This is a genomic window from Enterovibrio calviensis DSM 14347 (assembly GCF_000621165.1).
Classification (GTDB): domain Bacteria; phylum Pseudomonadota; class Gammaproteobacteria; order Enterobacterales; family Vibrionaceae; genus Enterovibrio; species Enterovibrio calviensis.
Genome location: NZ_JHZA01000029.1, coordinates 1 through 15,765 on the forward strand (window position 1 = coordinate 1; position 15,765 = coordinate 15,765).

The following is a 15,765-nucleotide window of genomic DNA, read 5'->3' on the forward strand; positions in this document are numbered from 1 at the left end:
GTAGATGTAGATGTAGATGTAGATGTAGATGTAGATGTAGATGTAGATGTAGATGTAGATGTAGATGTAGATGTAGATGTAGATGTAGATGTAGAAAAGCGTGGTTCTTCTCTATATATCAGTCAAGCAGCAATGTTGGAATATTCTATAAGGGATATAAAGGGAGGCAAAAGAAATGGTTAGGCTTGTAATTCTGCAGAAAAATAAAAAGCCAGGCAATGCCTGGCTTTTTACCGATAGGTTCCGCGTGCTTATTCAGCCGCTTCCTCAGCAGATTGCTCAGGACGGTCTACCAACTCGATGTAAGCCATAGGGGCTTTATCGCCTGCGCGAACACCGCATTTCAGAATGCGAGTGTAACCGCCTGCACGAGAGGCAAAACGTGGACCTAGTTCGTTGAACAGCTTCGCTACAACTTCGTCGTTACGAGTGCGAGCGAATGCAAGACGACGGTTAGCAACACTGTCGATCTTTGCTAGGGTAATCAATGGCTCAATTACGCGACGCAGCTCTTTTGCTTTAGGCAAAGTAGTTTTGATAACTTCGTGAGTTACCAGAGAGCTAGCCATGTTGCTGAACATCGCTTTACGATGACTGCTGTTGCGATTGAGTTGACGACCACTCTTACGATGGCGCATGACCTAATCCTTCTAACTAAGTAATCAGAATCTGATTAATCTTCAGCGATTGATGCTGGCGGCCAGTTTTCTAGGCGCATGCCTAGAGACAGACCACGTGAAGCCAGCACGTCTTTAATTTCAGTCAAAGACTTTTTACCAAGGTTTGGCGTCTTAAGAAGCTCAACCTCGGTACGCTGTACCAGATCACCGATGTAGTGGATCGCTTCTGCTTTCAAACAGTTAGCAGAGCGAACAGTTAGTTCCAGATCGTCTACAGGACGCAGTAGGATCGGATCGAACTCTGGCTTCTCTTCTTTCTCTTCAGGAACTCGTACATCACGAAGATCTACGAATGCATCCAGTTGTTCAGCAAGAATTGTTGCTGCACGACGGATAGCTTCCTCAGGATCAAGAGTACCGTTGGTTTCCATATCGATAACCAACTTGTCTAGATCGGTACGCTGTTCAACACGTGCTGCTTCAACATTGTAAGCAATACGGTCTACTGGGCTGAACGTCGCATCAACAAGCAGACGGCCGATAGGGCGCTCGTCTTCTTCAGTATGAATACGGGCTGACGCTGGTACATAGCCGCGACCACGCTCTACCTTGATTCGCATGCTGATTTCAGCGTTAGAATCAGTTAGATGGCAGATTACGTGTTCTGGGTTCGCAATCTCAACACCACCGTCGTGGGTGATGTCGCCTGCAACAACAGGGCCCGCACCAGACTTAGTAAGAGTAAGGATAACTTCATCTTTACCCTCTACCTTAACGGCCAGGCCTTTAAGGTTAAGTAGGATCTCCAGGATATCTTCCTGTACACCCTCTTTGGTGCTGTACTCGTGCAACACGCCATCAATCTCTACTTCTGTCACTGCGCAACCAGGCATAGACGACAGTAGGATGCGACGTAGAGCATTGCCTAGGGTGTGACCAAAGCCACGCTCTAGCGGCTCAAGAGTTACTTTTGCGTGCGTCGAGCTTACTTGTTCTATGTCAACTAGACGCGGCTTAAGAAATTCTGTTACAGAACCCTGCATTGTGTCCTCTCTTTAGTTTAGCTTTACTTAGAGTAAAGCTCGACGATCAGGTGTTCGTTGATGTCAGCAGACAAATCTGAACGCTCTGGTAGGCGCTTGAAAGTGCCTTCCATTTTGTTGCTGTCTACTTCGATCCAAGTTGGCAGCTCGCGCTGGGCAGCAATTTCAAGTGCTGCTTTAATGCGTGCTTGGTTCTTAGCTTTCTCACGAATGCTAACAACGTCATTGGCCGTTACCTTGAAAGAAGGAACGTTAACCACTTTGCCGTTTACCAGGATCGCCTTGTGGCTTACCAGCTGGCGTGATTCAGCGCGAGTTGCACCGAAGCCCATGCGGTAAACTACGTTATCCAGACGACCTTCTAGAAGTTGCAGCAGGTTTTCACCTGTGTTGCCTTTAAGGCGTGCAGCTTCTTGATAGTAGTTACGGAATTGCTTTTCAAGAACGCCATAAATGCGACGAACTTTTTGCTTCTCACGAAGCTGAACGCCGTATTCAGACAGACGACCGCGACGAGCGCCGTGTACGCCTGGGGCGTTGTCAATTTTACACTTGGTATCAATCGCGCGTACGCCTGACTTTAGGAACAAGTCAGTACCTTCGCGACGGCTAAGCTTCAGCTTAGGACCCAAATATCTTGCCATGATCTTTCTCCAGAATACTAAGAAACAGCGTTATACGCGACGTTTCTTAGGTGGACGACAACCGTTATGTGGGATTGGAGTCGCATCAACAATGTTTGTGATACGGAAACCAGCCGCGTTCAGAGCGCGAATCGTAGATTCACGGCCTGGACCAGGACCCTTAACCATAACTTCCAGGTTCTTAAGGCCATATTCTTTAGCCATCTCACCACAACGCTCAGCAGCAACCTGTGCAGCGAACGGAGTTGATTTACGAGAACCGCGGAAACCAGAACCACCTGCAGTTGCCCATGCAAGAGCATTACCTTGACGGTCAGTAATGGTAACGATTGTGTTGTTGAAAGACGCATGGATATGCGCTACGCCATCAGCAACTTGCTTGCGTACGCGTTTACGTGCGCGATTTGGTTGTTTAGCCATTAGTAATCACCTACCCCGATTATTTCTTGATCGGTTTGCGCGGACCCTTACGGGTACGAGCATTGGTCTTCGTACGCTGGCCACGTAGTGGCAAGCTGCGACGATGACGCAAACCGCGGTAACAACCAAGGTCCATAAGACGCTTGATGTTCATTGAAACTTCACGACGTAGATCACCTTCTACAGTGTACTTGGCAACGCCATCACGCAGTAGATCGATCTGCTCTTCAGTTAGTTCACTGATCTTAATGCTTTCAGCAATACCAGTCTCAGCCAAAATAGCTTTTGAACGGGTTTTACCGATACCGAAAATCGCAGTCAATGCGATAACGGCATGCTTATGATCAGGAATGTTAATGCCTGCAATACGGGCCACTATTCACTCCTAGTACTTTTTCAAGAAGAACCGCTGCAGAGCCCGTTGAGGATACGCAGCGGCTATACCACTTCTTTTGCACACACAAAAGGTGGGTGGCTAATGTAGCCACCCTGCCTAAATTTTGCAAGAAAAATATTCTGCTATTAGCCTTGGCGCTGCTTGTGCTTTGGCTCACTGCAAATCACGCGAACGACACCGTTACGCTTGATTACTTTACAGTTACGGCAGATTTTCTTAACGGAAGCACGAACTTTCATTGCTAAACTCCGTAGATGTCAATCTGTTATCGGCCATAGCCTTTCAGATTGGCTTTCTTCAACACGGACTCATATTGTTGAGACATCAGGTGTGTCTGAACTTGAGCCATAAAGTCCATAATCACTACAACTACGATTAGTAGGGAAGTTCCGCCAAAATAAAAGCGTACGTTCCAAGCAATCATCATGAACTCGGGGATCAGACAGATAAAGGTGATATATAACGCACCCGCAAGGGTTAGTCGAGTCATTACTTTATCTATGTACTTTGCAGTCTGCTCGCCCGGGCGAATACCAGGTACGAATGCACCAGACTTCTTCAGATTGTCTGCTGTCTCACGCGGGTTGAAAACCAACGCCGTGTAGAAGAAACAGAAAAAGATAATCGCTGCAGCATAAAGAATTACATACAGTGGTTGACCAGGGCTCAGTGCCAGAGACACATCCGCCAGCCAGCCCAGCTGCTCACTTTGTCCAAACCATTGAGCCAAAGTGCCTGGGAACAGGATAATACTTGATGCAAATATCGCTGGAATTACGCCTGCCATGTTAACTTTCAATGGCAAGTGAGTGCTCTGCGCAGCAAAAACACGACGGCCTTGCTGACGTTTGGCATAGTTAACGACGATACGACGTTGACCACGCTCCATAAACACTACGAACGCAATTACTGCGAATGCAATTACCGCAATCAACAGAAGAAGAAGCACGTGCAATTCACCTTGACGCGCTTGCTCCGCTGTCTGTCCGATAGCGGACGGTAATCCTGCAACGATACCCGTGAAAATAATCAAGGAAATACCGTTACCGATACCTCGCTCAGTGATCTGCTCACCTAACCACATCAAGAACATGGTACCGGTAACCAAACTCACAACAGCAGTGAAGTAGAATCCAAACCCTGGGTTAACCACAAGGCCTGGAATCATACTTGGCAACCCTGTAGCGATACCAATCGCTTGGAAGGTTGCCAGTACTAGCGTGCCGTATCGGGTATACTGGCTAATCTTACGACGACCAGACTCCCCTTCTTTTTTCAACTCAGCCAAAGCTGGATGAACTACCGTTAGCAATTGTACGATAATCGACGCCGAAATATACGGCATGATACCCAATGCTAAGATAGAAGCACGCTCAAGAGCACCACCAGAGAACATGTTAAACAGTTCAATGATGGTACCTTGTTGCTGTTCGAACAAATCGGCAAGTACAGCAGCGTCAATACCAGGAATTGGTACAAAAGAGCCGGCACGGAAAACCAATAACGCACCTACCACAAACAGTAGACGGGTTTTGAGTTCCGCAAGTCCACCTTTTGCACTACTAAAATTTTGTCCTGGTTGTTTTGCCATCTGTACCTCGTCCTCGAGCTAGTTATTCCTCGATTTTACCGCCAGCAGCTTCAATTGCAGCTTGAGCGCCTTTGGTAACGCGAAGACCTTTAACAGTCACTGAGCGCGCGATTTCACCAGACAGTACGATTTTCGCCGTACGGATGTCTTTAGTGATAACGTTAGCCGCTTTCAGTGTCTCAAGGCTCACTACGTCACCTTCAACTTTAGCTAGTTCGCTTAGACGAACTTCTGCTGCAGTTAGGCTCTTGCGAGAAGTAAAACCAAATTTTGGCAGACGTTGTTTCAAAGGCATTTGACCGCCTTCGAAACCTGGGCGTACAGAACCACCTGAACGTGATTTCTGACCTTTGTGACCGCGGCCACCAGTTTTGCCCAGGCCTGAACCGATACCACGGCCTACGCGCTTCTTAGAAGGCTTAGAACCCGCAGCCGGAGATAGAGTATTCAAACGCATGTGATTACTCCTCCACTTTGACCATGTAGTAAACTTGATTGATCATGCCGCGTACGCAAGCAGTATCTTCAAGCTCAACAGTGTGGTTGATGCGACGTAGGCCCAAGCCACGCAGTGTAGCTTTATGCTTCGGCAAACGACCGATAGAGCTACGTGTCTGAGTTACTTTAATAGTTTTAGCCATGTCGAATTACCCCAGAATTTCGTTTACAGGCATGCCGCGCTTAGCAGCAACCATTTCTGGAGACTTCATACCACCCAAACCATCAATCGTTGCACGAACGATGTTGATTGGGTTAGTAGAACCGTATGCTTTCGCCAGAACGTTACGAACACCCGCAACTTCTAGAACCGCACGCATCGCACCACCGGCGATGATACCAGTACCTTCTGAAGCAGGTTGCATGTACACTTTTGAACCAGTGTGGCGACCTTTAACAGCGTGGTGCAGAGTACCGTCATTCAACGCGATAGTAACCATGTTACGACGCGCTTTTTCCATTGATTTTTGGATAGCGGCAGGTACTTCACGGGCTTTGCCGTAACCGAAACCTACGCGACCATTGCCATCACCAACTACAGTAAGAGCGGTGAAGCTAAAGATGCGACCACCTTTAACCGTTTTAGAAACACGGTTAACAGCAATCAGCTTCTCTTGCAAATCACTTTGTTGTTTTTCGTTAGCCATCTTTCCGCCTACCTTAGAATTTCAGACCAGCTTCACGGGCAGCATCTGCCAGTGCAGCCACGCGGCCGTGGTATTGGAAACCGGAGCGGTCAAAAGCAACTGATTCGATGCCTTTTTCCAACGCACGTTCAGCTACTGCTTTACCAACAGCCGCTGCAGCGTCTTTGTTACCGGTACTCTTCACTTGATCACGGATCGCTTTTTCTACGGTAGAAGCAGCTGCGATAACTTCAGAGCCATTAGCTGCGATAACCTGTGCGTACACGTGACGTGGAGTACGGTGCACCACTAGGCGAGTCGCACCCAGTTCAGCAATCTTGCGACGCGCTCGGGTCGCACGACGGATACGAGCAATTTTCTTATCCATAGTGTTACCTTACTTCTTCTTAGCTTCTTTAGTACGCACGACTTCGTCAGAGTAACGAACACCTTTGCCTTTGTAAGGCTCTGGTTGACGGTATGCGCGGATGTCAGCAGCTACTTGACCAACTAATTGCTTGTCTGTACCAGTCAATACAATTTCAGTTTGGCTTGGGCATTCTGCTTTGATGCCTGCAGGCAGGTCGTGTTCAACCGGGTGTGAGAAGCCCAAAGTTAGAGCTACAGCATTACCCTTGATTGATGCACGGTAACCAACACCTTTCAGGATCAGTTTCTTGGTAAAGCCATCAGTAACACCAACAACCATGTTGTTCACTAGTGCACGTGCAGTACCAGCTTGGGCGTTAGCCTTCACGATACCTTCACGTGGCGCGAACGTCACAGCGTTGTCTTCTTGGCTTACTACCACTGCATTGTTGATAACACGGGACAATTCGCCCTTGCTACCCTTAACAGTGATTTCCTGACCGTTAAGTTTCACCTCTACGCCGGCAGGAATTACTACGGGTGCTTTTGCAACACGAGACATTTCCTACTCCTTACGCTACGTAGCAGATGATCTCACCGCCCAGACCCGCTTTGCGAGCGGCACGGTCGGTCATCAAACCTTTAGAAGTTGATACTACAGCAATACCCAGACCACCCATTACAGAAGGCAGTGCATCTTTTTTCTTATAGATGCGCAGACCTGGACGGCTTACACGTTGGATTTGCTCGATAACTGGGTTGGCTTCGAAGTATTTCAAAGTCACTTCCAGTTCTGGCTTAACATCGCTTGTTACAGCGTAGTCAGCCACATAACCTTCAGCTTTAAGTAGCTCAGCAATTGCCACTTTTAGCTTTGACGAAGGCATTTTAACAGCAACTTTTGCCGCTGTCTGACCGTTACGAAGGCGGGTCAGCATATCCGAAATCGGATCTTGCATGCTCATAAGTCTTTACTCCCGTGATTCAATTACCAGCTCGCCTTACGCAGACCCGGAATCTCGCCTTTCATGCAAGCTTCACGGACCTTGATTCGGCTAAGGCCGAACTTACGTAGGTAGCCATGTGGACGCCCAGTCTGGTTACAACGGTTACGTTGACGAGACTTGGAAGAATCACGCGGTAAAGTTTGAAGCTTCAGGACTGCATCCCAACGCTCTTCTTCAGACGCGTTAACGTTTTTGATGATAGCTTTAAATGCAGCACGCTTTTCAGCGAACTTTGCTACCAGCTTCGCGCGTTTTACTTCGCGCGCTTTCATTGATTGCTTAGCCATTACAGTAACCCTTCACCTTACTTACGGAATGGGAAGTTAAAGGCAGCCAGCAGAGCTTGACCTTCCTCATCAGTCGCCGCGGTAGTCGTGATAGTAATATCAAGACCACGAATACGATCTACTTTATCGTAATCGATTTCTGGGAAGATGATTTGCTCACGAACGCCCATGCTGTAGTTACCGCGACCGTCGAAAGATTTCGAACTTACGCCACGGAAGTCACGCACACGTGGTAGAGCGATTGAAATCAAACGCTCAAAGAAATCCCACATACGCTCGCCACGCAGGGTTACTTTACAGCCGATAGGGTAGCCCTCTCGGATCTTGAAGCCAGCAACAGATTTACGTGCTTTAGTGATAAGCGGCTTCTGACCAGTAATTGTGGTCATATCTGAAGCTGCGTTCTCAAGCAGTTTTTTATCGTTGATCGCTTCGCCCACACCCATGTTCAGGGTGATCTTTTCGATCCTTGGGACTTGCATGATACTCTTGTATTCGAACTTTTGAGCAAGCTCTTTTACAACAGTCTCTTTGTAGTAATCATGCAGTTTCGCCATAGTACTACTCCAACTTACTTAATAGTTTCGCCATTCGACTTGAAGAAACGAACTTTTTTGCCGTCTTCAAATCGGAAGCCTACACGGTCTGCTTTACCAGTTGCCGCGTTGTAGATAGCCACGTTAGAAACGTCAAGTGCAGCTTCTTTTTCAACGATGCCGCCTTGAACACCCATTGCCGGAACTGGCTTCTGGTGTTTCTTAACTAGGTTGATACCTTCAACGATAACCTTACCGGTAGTCAGTACCTTAGATACTTTACCTTTCTTGCCTTTGTCTTTACCAACAAGAACGATAATTTCGTCTTCACGACGGATTTTAGCTGCCATTTTAAACCGCTCCTTACAGAACTTCAGGCGCCAGAGACACAATCTTCATGAACTTATCGCCACGAAGCTCACGTGTCACAGGGCCAAAGATACGAGTACCGATTGGTTGCTCAGTATTGTCGTTCAACAACACGCAAGCATTACGGTCGAAGCGAATGACAGAACCGTCTGGACGACGAACGCCTTTACGGGTGCGAACTACAACCGCCTTCAGAACGTCACCTTTTTTTACTTTACCGCGTGGGATTGCATCCTTCACGGTAACTTTGATGACATCGCCGATATGGGCGTAGCGACGGTGTGAACCACCCAGCACCTTAATACACATTACACTGCGAGCGCCGGAGTTGTCGGCTGCATCCAGCATACTTTGCATTTGGATCATGGTTAGTGCTCCGCTGTTATTACATCTAGACCCATCTCGGGTCGGGCTGCCTCATTACAAGGGCGGCGAATAATAACACTATTTTTTAAAGATGAATAGATAAAAAATAAACGGCTCCAGAGATGGAGCCGTTTTATTTTTAACCGTTGGAAAGTTACCTTTACAGGCGCGCTTTCTCAACTACGCGTACCAGAGTCCAAGACTTAGTCTTAGACAGTGGACGGCACTCACGAACTTCAACGGTATCGCCTTGGGCGCATTCGTTGTTTTCATCGTGAACATGTAGTTTAGTTGTACGCTTGATGAACTTACCGTAGATCGGGTGTTTCACCTGGCGCTCAATTGCAACAACAATAGACTTGTCGCCTTTGTCGCTAACTACAAGGCCTTGTTGAGTACGGATTTGGTCGCTCATTATGCGTTGCCCTTCTGGTTCAGAACGGTTTTAACACGTGCGATATCACGACGAACAGTCTTCAGAGTGTGAGTCTGCTGAAGTTGACCAGTAGCCGCTTGCATGCGCAGGTTGAATTGCTCACGCAGCAGACCCAGCAGTTCTTCATTCAGCTGTTCTACGCTCTTTTCGCGAAGTTCTTGTGCTTTCATCACATCACCGCCTTAGTTACGAAAGTGGTTTTGATTGGTAGTTTACGTGAAGCTAGCTCGAATGCTTCGCGAGCTAGGGTTTCAGAAACACCATCCATCTCGTACAGGACTTTACCTGGTTGAATTTGTGCAACCCAGTAACTCACAGAACCCTTACCTTTACCCTGACGAACTTCCAGAGGTTTAGTAGTGATCGGCTTGTCTGGGAAAACACGGATCCAGATTTGACCCTGACGTTTAATGTGACGAGTCATAGCACGACGTGCAGCTTCGATCTGACGAGCAGTGATACGACCACGACCAACAGCTTTAAGGCCGAAGGTACCGAAGCTTACGTCAGTACCGGCAGCAAGACCGCGGTTACGACCTTTAAAAGCCTTGCGGAACTTAGTACGTTTTGGTTGAAGCATCGATAGACTCCTTACTTACGGCCTTTACGCTGCTTCTTAGGCTTGTCAGCCTGTGGCTCAGCAACTGGCATACCGCCTAGAACTTCACCTTTGAAGATCCAAACTTTAATACCAATTACACCGTAAGTGGTGTGAGCCGAAGAAGTTGCGTAATCAATATCAGCACGAAGGGTGTGCAATGGCACACGACCTTCACGGTACCACTCGGTACGAGCGATTTCAGCACCGCCAAGACGGCCGCTTACTTCCACTTTAATACCCTTGGCACCTAGACGCATTGCGTTTTGTACCGCACGCTTCATAGCGCGACGGAACATAACACGACGCTCTAGCTGAGAAGCGATGCTATCACCAACCAGCTGAGCATCAAGCTCAGGCTTGCGTACTTCTGCAATATTAATTTGTGCAGGTACACCGGCTAGTTGAGCAACGCGAGCGCGCAGTTTTTCTACGTCTTCGCCTTTCTTACCGATAACAACACCTGGGCGAGCAGTGTGAATAGTCACACGGATGCTCTTAGCAGGACGCTCGATAACGATGCGAGAAATAGACGCTTTTTTCAGTTCATTAGTTAGGAACTGACGTACCTTGAAGTCGCCGTCTAGATTGTCAGCGAAATCTTGGCTGTTAGCAAACCAAGTGGAATTCCAAGGCTTACAAATGCCAAGACGAATACCATTAGGATGTACTTTTTGACCCATTGCTTTCTCTCCTCGTCTCTTAGCGGTCTGCTACAACAACAGTGATGTGGCTAGAACGCTTCAAGATGCGATCGGCACGGCCTTTTGCACGAGGCATAATGCGCTTCATGACTGGACCTTCGTCAACAAAGATTTTTGCGACATTCAAATCATCAATGTCAGCACCTTCGTTATGCTCGGCGTTTGCGATAGCAGACTCCAGAACTTTCTTGATCAGTTCAGCAGCTTTTTTGTCGCTGAAAGTCAGAACTTCTAGAGCTTGTGCAACGTTTTTACCGCGCACTTGATCTGCAACCAAACGTGCTTTCTGAGGCGAGATACGAGCAAAGCGATGTTTAGCAATAGCTTCCATTTCTTAACCCCTTAGCGCTTCTTAGCTTTCTTATCTGCAGCATGGCCGCGATAAGTACGTGTTGGTGCAAACTCGCCCAGCTTGTGACCGATCATCTCTTCAGTGACGAAAACAGGTACGTGCTGACGACCATTATGGACAGCGATGGTCAAACCGATCATCTGAGGGATGATCATTGAACGACGGGACCAAGTCTTTACAGGCTTTTTGTCACCGCTTTCCAACGCTTTCTCTACCTTCTTCAGCAAGTGCAGGTCAATAAATGGACCTTTCTTGAGAGAACGTGGCATGGCGTATCCTCTTTAAAATTACTTGTTACGACGACGTACGATGTACTTGTCGGTACGTTTGTTCTTACGGGTTTTGAAGCCCTTAGTTGGCATACCCCAAGGTGATACTGGGTGACGACCGCCTGATGTACGACCTTCACCACCACCGTGTGGGTGATCCACTGGGTTCATTGCTACACCACGTACGGTAGGACGAACGCCTTTCCAACGAGTTGCACCAGCTTTACCCAATTCACGCAGCATGTGTTCTGCGTTACCAACTTCACCGATGGTCGCACGACCTTCAGAAAGAACCTTACGCATTTCGCCAGAACGCAAACGAATAGTTACGTATGCGCCATCGCGAGCAACGATTTGTGCGTATGCACCAGCTGAACGAGCCAGCTGTGCACCTTTACCAGGCTTCAGTTCAACACAGTGAACAGTTGAACCTACTGGGATGTTGCGCATTGGCAGGGTGTTACCTGCTTTGATCGCAGCATCTGCGCCAGATTGAATCTGGTCACCAGCTTTCATGCCTTTAGATGCAATGATGTAACGACGTTCACCGTCTGCGTACAATACTAATGCAATGTTCGCGCTGCGGTTTGGATCGTATTCTAGACGCTCAACTTTCGCTGGGATGCCATCTTTAGTACGTTTGAAGTCAATTACACGGTAGTGTTGCTTATGACCACCACCGATGTGACGTACTGTGATACGACCGTTGTTGTTACGACCACCTGATTTAGAGTTTTTCTCTAGCAGTGGTGCGTAAGGCTTACCTTTGTACAGGTCAGCGTTAACAACTTTAACGACGTGACGACGACCCGGTGAAGTAGGCTTACATTTAACAATTGCCATTTTTTATACTCCTCCGTCTTACTCAGCGCCGCCAGCGAAGTCGATGTCTTGACCTTCTTTCAAGATAACGTACGCTTTTTTGACGTCTGAACGACGACCTTGGCGAGCACCTTGACGTTTGGTCTTACCCTTAGTGATAAGAGTATTTACAGACTTAACTTCAACTTCGAACAGTTTCTCAACTGCCGCTTTGATCTCTTTCTTAGTTGCAGTCATTGCTACTTTGAAAACGATAGTGTTACCGTTTTCTGCAGCCATGGTTGCTTTTTCAGAGATGTGCGGAGCACGTAGAACTTTAAGAATACGCTCTTCAGTGATCATCCCAGCATCTCCTCAACTTGTTTAACTGCAGCTGCAGTCATCACTACTTTGTCGAAAGCGATCAGGCTAACTGGGTCAATGCCTGCTGCATCACGTACGTCAACTTTGTACAAGTTGCGTGCCGCAAGGAACAGATTTTCATCAACTTCTGCAGTTACGATCAGAGCTTCAGTCAGTTCAAGCTCTTTCAGCTTGACGATCAACTCTTTGGTCTTTGGAGCTTCTACAGAGAAGTTGTCAACAACGATCAAACGATCTTGACGAACTAGCTCAGACAGAATGCTCTTAAGAGCACCACGGTACATTTTCTTGTTAACTTTCTGGCTATGGTCCTGTGGACGAGCTGCGAAAGTTACACCACCCGAGCGCCAAATTGGGCTACGGATTGTACCTGCACGGGCGCGGCCAGTACCCTTCTGACGCCATGGCTTAGCACCACCACCGCGTACATCTGAACGGGTTTTCTGAGCGCGAGTACCCTGACGGGCACCAGCTGCGTATGCAACGACTACCTGGTGTACCAGGGCTTCGTTGTATTCACGCCCGAAGGTAGTTTCGGAGACAGTTAGCGCATCAGCGCCTTTGACTACCAATTCCATTACTAACTCCTCGACGTTACGCTTTAACGGCTGGTTTGACGATCACGTTGCTACCTGTAGCACCAGGGACTGCACCTTTAATAAGTAACAGTTTGCGCTCAGCATCAACACGTACGATCTCTAGGTTTTGAGTAGTTACCTGCTCAGCACCCATGTGACCTGCCATTTTCTTGCCTTTGAATACACGACCTGGGGTTTGACATTGGCCAATTGAACCCGGAGCACGGTGAGACAAAGAGTTACCATGGGTCATATCTTGAGTACGGAAGTTCCAACGCTTAACAGCGCCTTGGAAGCCCTTACCTTTAGATGTACCAGTAACGTCAACTTTCTTAATTTCTGCGAACAGATCTACGTTTAGCTCAGCGCCAACTTCGAACTCTTCACCACTATTCAGACGGAATTCCCACAGACCACGACCAGCTTCTACACCTGCTTTCGCAAAGTGACCAGCTTCTGGCTTAGTTACGCGGCTTGCTTTCTTAACGCCTGAAGTTACTTGGATAGCAGAGTAACCATCTACTTCAGGAGTACGTACCTGAGTTACACGGTTAGTTTCTACTTCTACAACGGTTACAGGAATTGAAACGCCTTCTTCAGTGAAGATGCGAGTCATGCCTACTTTACGACCGACTAGACCAATCATTACTTAAATCCCCTCTTAACCCAGGCTGATTTGAACATCAACGCCCGCAGCAAGGTCAAGACGCATCAGAGCATCAACAGTTTTATCTGTTGGCTCAACGATGTCGATAAGACGCTTGTGAGTACGAATCTCGTACTGATCACGTGCATCTTTGTTGACGTGCGGAGAGATAAGAACGGTGAAGCGCTCTTTGCGAGTTGGCAGTGGGATAGGACCACGAACCTGCGCACCAGTGCGCTTTGCGGTTTCAACGATTTCCGCAGTAGACTGGTCGATCAAACGATGATCGAAAGCCTTCAGGCGGATACGGATACGTTGGTTCTGCATTAGACAGAGCTCCAAATTAAAAAATTACACAAACAATATCGCCACTCTACCTCGTTAAGACGAGGGAATGCCGATTGATTTATGTGAAACCGTAGTATCAATATTTGATACATTGTCAGCCATTTAACATGACTGCGAACATAAGCGGAGTATACATTACTGACTAATCAAGCTAAAAAGCCTACAACGACTAGCCTTCCTCCTGTGCTCATTGGTTCACAACTGCACCTACGAGAACATTTTGTCTCAGGCAGTGCGGGCATTATACAGATCACAAAACGCTTTGCAAGTGCCGTTTAAAAATTAATCATAACTCACGTTTTGTCTGGGCTAGCGCCATTTCGATGGCTCATTCAACGCCCCTACTCTTCCGTCTCAATCATCTGTGCTTGGTTGTAGTTCTGAATGCCGACTTTATCGATGAGGCCTAGTTGTGTTTCCAACCAATCGACATGTTCTTCTTCGTCTTCGAGGATATGATTGAATAGGTCGCGAGACACATAATCACGCACACTTTCGGCGTACTCAATAGCATCTCTTAAATCGGGAATCGCATCCATTTCTAGGGCTAAATCACATTCGAGCATCTCTTGGGTATCTTCACCAATACGGAGCTTGCCCAGGTCTTGTAGGTTGGGGATGCCTTCGAGAAACAGTATCCGCTCGATGAGATCATCAGCATGCTTCATTTCATCGATGGACTCTTCATACTCTTTATCAGCAAGGACTTTTAAACCCCAATCCTTGTACATTCGGGCATGAAGGAAATATTGGTTGATGGCAATCAGTTCATTGCCGAGGGCTTTGTTGAGGTGTTGGATGATTTTAGGGTCGGATTTCATTGCGCGCGCTCCTTTTCAGCATCCACTAAATGTAGAACTGATTAAGGCGCTGTCAATCGCGCTATTGGGACACAGGTGCTTTTAGCTAGCTCGCCTGTTTGAACATGCCAATTGTTGAGATTTCATTAAGCAGTTCTTTTGTCGGTCGAATGCACTTTCCACACTGAGAACCCAGGGGCGTGATACGACGAATACCTTGGATATCAGTAATACCCTGCTCAAAAGCAAGTTTCTTGATTTTCTTATCCGATATTCCGTGGCACAAACAAACGTACATAACAACTCTCTCAATAAGCTACTATGAGAATGTAAACGAGAATGGTTCACATTACAAATTGTATTTATCGATTGATATGCACTTTTGCTAACAGGAAATTCGTTATCGCCAAATGAGATAACTTACTCGTTGAAATATAGATAATAAAAAAGGACGCCGAAGCGTCCTTTTTCTAGCATTGTGCTATCGAAGCTTAAAATTAAGCAACGATCTTAGCAACAACACCCGCACCTACAGTACGGCCACCTTCACGGATAGCAAAACGTAGACCTTCGTCCATCGCGATTGGCGCGATTAGAGTTACAGTCATAGCAATGTTATCACCAGGCATTACCATCTCAACGCCTTCTGGCAGTTCGATAGTACCGGTCACGTCAGTTGTACGGAAGTAGAACTGTGGACGGTAACCTTTGAAGAACGGAGTATGACGGCCGCCTTCATCTTTCGACAGAACGTAGATTTCTGAAGTGAAAGTAGTGTGTGGAGTGATTGAACCAGGCTTAGCCAGTACTTGACCACGTTGAACTTCGTCACGCTTAGTACCACGTAGAAGAACACCAACGTTCTCACCAGCACGGCCTTCGTCAAGAAGTTTACGGAACATCTCAACACCAGTACAAGTAGTGGTGATGGTGTCTACGATACCAACGATAGCAACTTCGTCACCTACACGTACGATACCTTGCTCAACACGACCCGTTACAACAGTACCACGGCCTTGGATTGAGAATACGTCTTCGATTGGCAGGATGAATGGCTTGTCGATAGCACGCTCTGG

The 15,765-nt window shown here is 47.4% G+C and carries 32 protein-coding genes; 1 reads left to right on the forward strand and 31 read right to left on the reverse strand.

The window, feature by feature from the left end:
• Positions 1-183, forward strand: a 183-nt coding sequence (locus tag Q365_RS25825; RefSeq protein ID WP_035025305.1) for a hypothetical protein, incomplete at its 5' end; no start/stop codon positions are given.
• A 68-nt stretch (positions 184-251) separates the two neighbouring features.
• On the opposite strand, the gene rplQ is transcribed toward Q365_RS25825, so the two are convergent.
• The 31 genes from rplQ to Q365_RS0118050 all read right to left on the reverse strand — a co-directional run.
• Positions 252-638 (reverse strand): 50S ribosomal protein L17, encoded by a 387-nt coding sequence (gene rplQ, locus Q365_RS0117900; protein WP_028024637.1) that lies wholly within the window; start codon positions 636-638, stop codon positions 252-254.
• 35 nt (positions 639-673) lie between these two features.
• Complete coding sequence (locus Q365_RS0117905) at positions 674-1,663, reverse strand: DNA-directed RNA polymerase subunit alpha (RefSeq protein ID WP_028024638.1); 990 nt, start codon at positions 1,661-1,663, stop codon at positions 674-676.
• A 23-nt stretch (positions 1,664-1,686) separates the two neighbouring features.
• Entirely contained in the window at positions 1,687-2,307 is a 621-nt protein-coding gene (gene rpsD, locus Q365_RS0117910) for a 30S ribosomal protein S4 (RefSeq protein WP_028024639.1), read from the reverse strand.
• 30 nt (positions 2,308-2,337) lie between these two features.
• The gene (rpsK, locus tag Q365_RS0117915; RefSeq protein ID WP_002541534.1) at positions 2,338-2,727 is read right to left on the reverse strand and encodes a 30S ribosomal protein S11; all 390 of its coding nucleotides are present in this window, start codon (positions 2,725-2,727) and stop codon (positions 2,338-2,340) included.
• Positions 2,728-2,746: 19 nt separating this feature from the next.
• Entirely contained in the window at positions 2,747-3,103 is a 357-nt protein-coding gene (gene rpsM / locus Q365_RS0117920; protein WP_028024640.1) for a 30S ribosomal protein S13, read from the reverse strand.
• Positions 3,104-3,249: 146 nt separating this feature from the next.
• On the reverse strand, positions 3,250-3,363 hold the full coding sequence (gene rpmJ / locus Q365_RS0117925; protein ID WP_000868186.1) for a 50S ribosomal protein L36: 114 nt from the start codon (positions 3,361-3,363) through the stop codon (positions 3,250-3,252).
• Positions 3,364-3,389: 26 nt separating this feature from the next.
• Complete coding sequence (secY, locus tag Q365_RS0117930; RefSeq protein WP_028024641.1) at positions 3,390-4,715, reverse strand: preprotein translocase subunit SecY; 1,326 nt, start codon at positions 4,713-4,715, stop codon at positions 3,390-3,392.
• A gap of 22 nt (positions 4,716-4,737) precedes the next feature.
• Complete coding sequence (gene rplO, locus Q365_RS0117935) at positions 4,738-5,172, reverse strand: 50S ribosomal protein L15 (protein ID WP_002541432.1); 435 nt, start codon at positions 5,170-5,172, stop codon at positions 4,738-4,740.
• Between the two features lie 4 nt (positions 5,173-5,176).
• Complete coding sequence (gene rpmD / locus Q365_RS0117940) at positions 5,177-5,356, reverse strand: 50S ribosomal protein L30 (protein ID WP_002541431.1); 180 nt, start codon at positions 5,354-5,356, stop codon at positions 5,177-5,179.
• Between the two features lie 6 nt (positions 5,357-5,362).
• Complete coding sequence (gene rpsE, locus Q365_RS0117945) at positions 5,363-5,860, reverse strand: 30S ribosomal protein S5 (protein ID WP_028024642.1); 498 nt, start codon at positions 5,858-5,860, stop codon at positions 5,363-5,365.
• A gap of 13 nt (positions 5,861-5,873) precedes the next feature.
• Positions 5,874-6,227: a 50S ribosomal protein L18 gene (gene rplR / locus Q365_RS0117950; RefSeq protein WP_028024643.1), complete on the reverse strand. Its 354-nt coding sequence runs from the start codon at positions 6,225-6,227 to the stop codon at positions 5,874-5,876.
• Positions 6,228-6,236: 9 nt separating this feature from the next.
• A complete protein-coding gene (gene rplF / locus Q365_RS0117955; RefSeq protein ID WP_028024644.1) occupies positions 6,237-6,770 on the reverse strand; it encodes a 50S ribosomal protein L6 in 534 nt (177 codons plus the stop codon).
• Positions 6,771-6,780: 10 nt separating this feature from the next.
• A complete protein-coding gene (gene rpsH, locus Q365_RS0117960) occupies positions 6,781-7,173 on the reverse strand; it encodes a 30S ribosomal protein S8 (RefSeq protein ID WP_028024645.1) in 393 nt (130 codons plus the stop codon).
• Positions 7,174-7,196: 23 nt separating this feature from the next.
• On the reverse strand, positions 7,197-7,502 hold the full coding sequence (rpsN, locus tag Q365_RS0117965) for a 30S ribosomal protein S14 (protein ID WP_028024646.1): 306 nt from the start codon (positions 7,500-7,502) through the stop codon (positions 7,197-7,199).
• Between the two features lie 17 nt (positions 7,503-7,519).
• Complete coding sequence (gene rplE, locus Q365_RS0117970) at positions 7,520-8,059, reverse strand: 50S ribosomal protein L5 (RefSeq protein WP_028024647.1); 540 nt, start codon at positions 8,057-8,059, stop codon at positions 7,520-7,522.
• Positions 8,060-8,073: 14 nt separating this feature from the next.
• Complete coding sequence (gene rplX, locus Q365_RS0117975; RefSeq protein ID WP_028024648.1) at positions 8,074-8,388, reverse strand: 50S ribosomal protein L24; 315 nt, start codon at positions 8,386-8,388, stop codon at positions 8,074-8,076.
• A 13-nt stretch (positions 8,389-8,401) separates the two neighbouring features.
• Positions 8,402-8,773 carry a 50S ribosomal protein L14 gene (gene rplN / locus Q365_RS0117980; RefSeq protein WP_016962021.1) on the reverse strand — a complete coding sequence of 124 codons (372 nt, stop codon included), beginning with the start codon at positions 8,771-8,773 and terminating at the stop codon, positions 8,402-8,404.
• Between the two features lie 160 nt (positions 8,774-8,933).
• A complete protein-coding gene (gene rpsQ, locus Q365_RS0117985) occupies positions 8,934-9,188 on the reverse strand; it encodes a 30S ribosomal protein S17 (RefSeq protein WP_028024649.1) in 255 nt (84 codons plus the stop codon).
• A complete protein-coding gene (gene rpmC, locus Q365_RS0117990; RefSeq protein WP_028024650.1) occupies positions 9,188-9,379 on the reverse strand; it encodes a 50S ribosomal protein L29 in 192 nt (63 codons plus the stop codon). The genes rpsQ and rpmC overlap by 1 nt, the downstream gene beginning before the upstream one ends.
• Complete coding sequence (gene rplP / locus Q365_RS0117995; RefSeq protein ID WP_016962018.1) at positions 9,379-9,789, reverse strand: 50S ribosomal protein L16; 411 nt, start codon at positions 9,787-9,789, stop codon at positions 9,379-9,381. Before rplP ends, rpmC begins: the two co-directional genes overlap by 1 nt.
• 11 nt (positions 9,790-9,800) lie before the next feature.
• Positions 9,801-10,490, reverse strand: coding sequence for a 30S ribosomal protein S3 (gene rpsC / locus Q365_RS0118000; protein WP_028024651.1), 690 nt, complete (start codon positions 10,488-10,490; stop codon positions 9,801-9,803).
• 19 nt (positions 10,491-10,509) lie between these two features.
• Entirely contained in the window at positions 10,510-10,842 is a 333-nt protein-coding gene (rplV, locus tag Q365_RS0118005) for a 50S ribosomal protein L22 (RefSeq protein WP_028024652.1), read from the reverse strand.
• Positions 10,843-10,853: 11 nt separating this feature from the next.
• Positions 10,854-11,132, reverse strand: a complete 279-nt coding sequence (gene rpsS / locus Q365_RS0118010; protein ID WP_016962015.1) for a 30S ribosomal protein S19 — start codon at positions 11,130-11,132, stop codon at positions 10,854-10,856.
• Between the two features lie 18 nt (positions 11,133-11,150).
• The gene (gene rplB, locus Q365_RS0118015) at positions 11,151-11,975 is read right to left on the reverse strand and encodes a 50S ribosomal protein L2 (protein ID WP_028024653.1); all 825 of its coding nucleotides are present in this window, start codon (positions 11,973-11,975) and stop codon (positions 11,151-11,153) included.
• An 18-nt stretch (positions 11,976-11,993) separates the two neighbouring features.
• Complete coding sequence (rplW, locus tag Q365_RS0118020) at positions 11,994-12,296, reverse strand: 50S ribosomal protein L23 (protein WP_016962013.1); 303 nt, start codon at positions 12,294-12,296, stop codon at positions 11,994-11,996.
• Complete coding sequence (gene rplD, locus Q365_RS0118025; protein ID WP_028024654.1) at positions 12,293-12,895, reverse strand: 50S ribosomal protein L4; 603 nt, start codon at positions 12,893-12,895, stop codon at positions 12,293-12,295. The genes rplW and rplD overlap by 4 nt, the downstream gene beginning before the upstream one ends.
• A gap of 16 nt (positions 12,896-12,911) precedes the next feature.
• Complete coding sequence (gene rplC / locus Q365_RS0118030; protein ID WP_028024655.1) at positions 12,912-13,541, reverse strand: 50S ribosomal protein L3; 630 nt, start codon at positions 13,539-13,541, stop codon at positions 12,912-12,914.
• 15 nt (positions 13,542-13,556) lie between these two features.
• On the reverse strand, positions 13,557-13,868 hold the full coding sequence (gene rpsJ / locus Q365_RS0118035) for a 30S ribosomal protein S10 (RefSeq protein ID WP_005501283.1): 312 nt from the start codon (positions 13,866-13,868) through the stop codon (positions 13,557-13,559).
• A 362-nt stretch (positions 13,869-14,230) separates the two neighbouring features.
• Positions 14,231-14,710, reverse strand: a complete 480-nt coding sequence (bfr, locus tag Q365_RS0118040) for a bacterioferritin (RefSeq protein ID WP_028024656.1) — start codon at positions 14,708-14,710, stop codon at positions 14,231-14,233.
• Between the two features lie 85 nt (positions 14,711-14,795).
• Positions 14,796-14,987 (reverse strand): (2Fe-2S)-binding protein, encoded by a 192-nt coding sequence (locus Q365_RS0118045; RefSeq protein ID WP_028024657.1) that lies wholly within the window; start codon positions 14,985-14,987, stop codon positions 14,796-14,798.
• 199 nt (positions 14,988-15,186) lie between these two features.
• Positions 15,187-15,765 (reverse strand): EF-Tu C-terminal domain-related protein (locus tag Q365_RS0118050; RefSeq protein ID WP_028024658.1); only part of this gene is annotated, 579 nt, incomplete at its 5' end.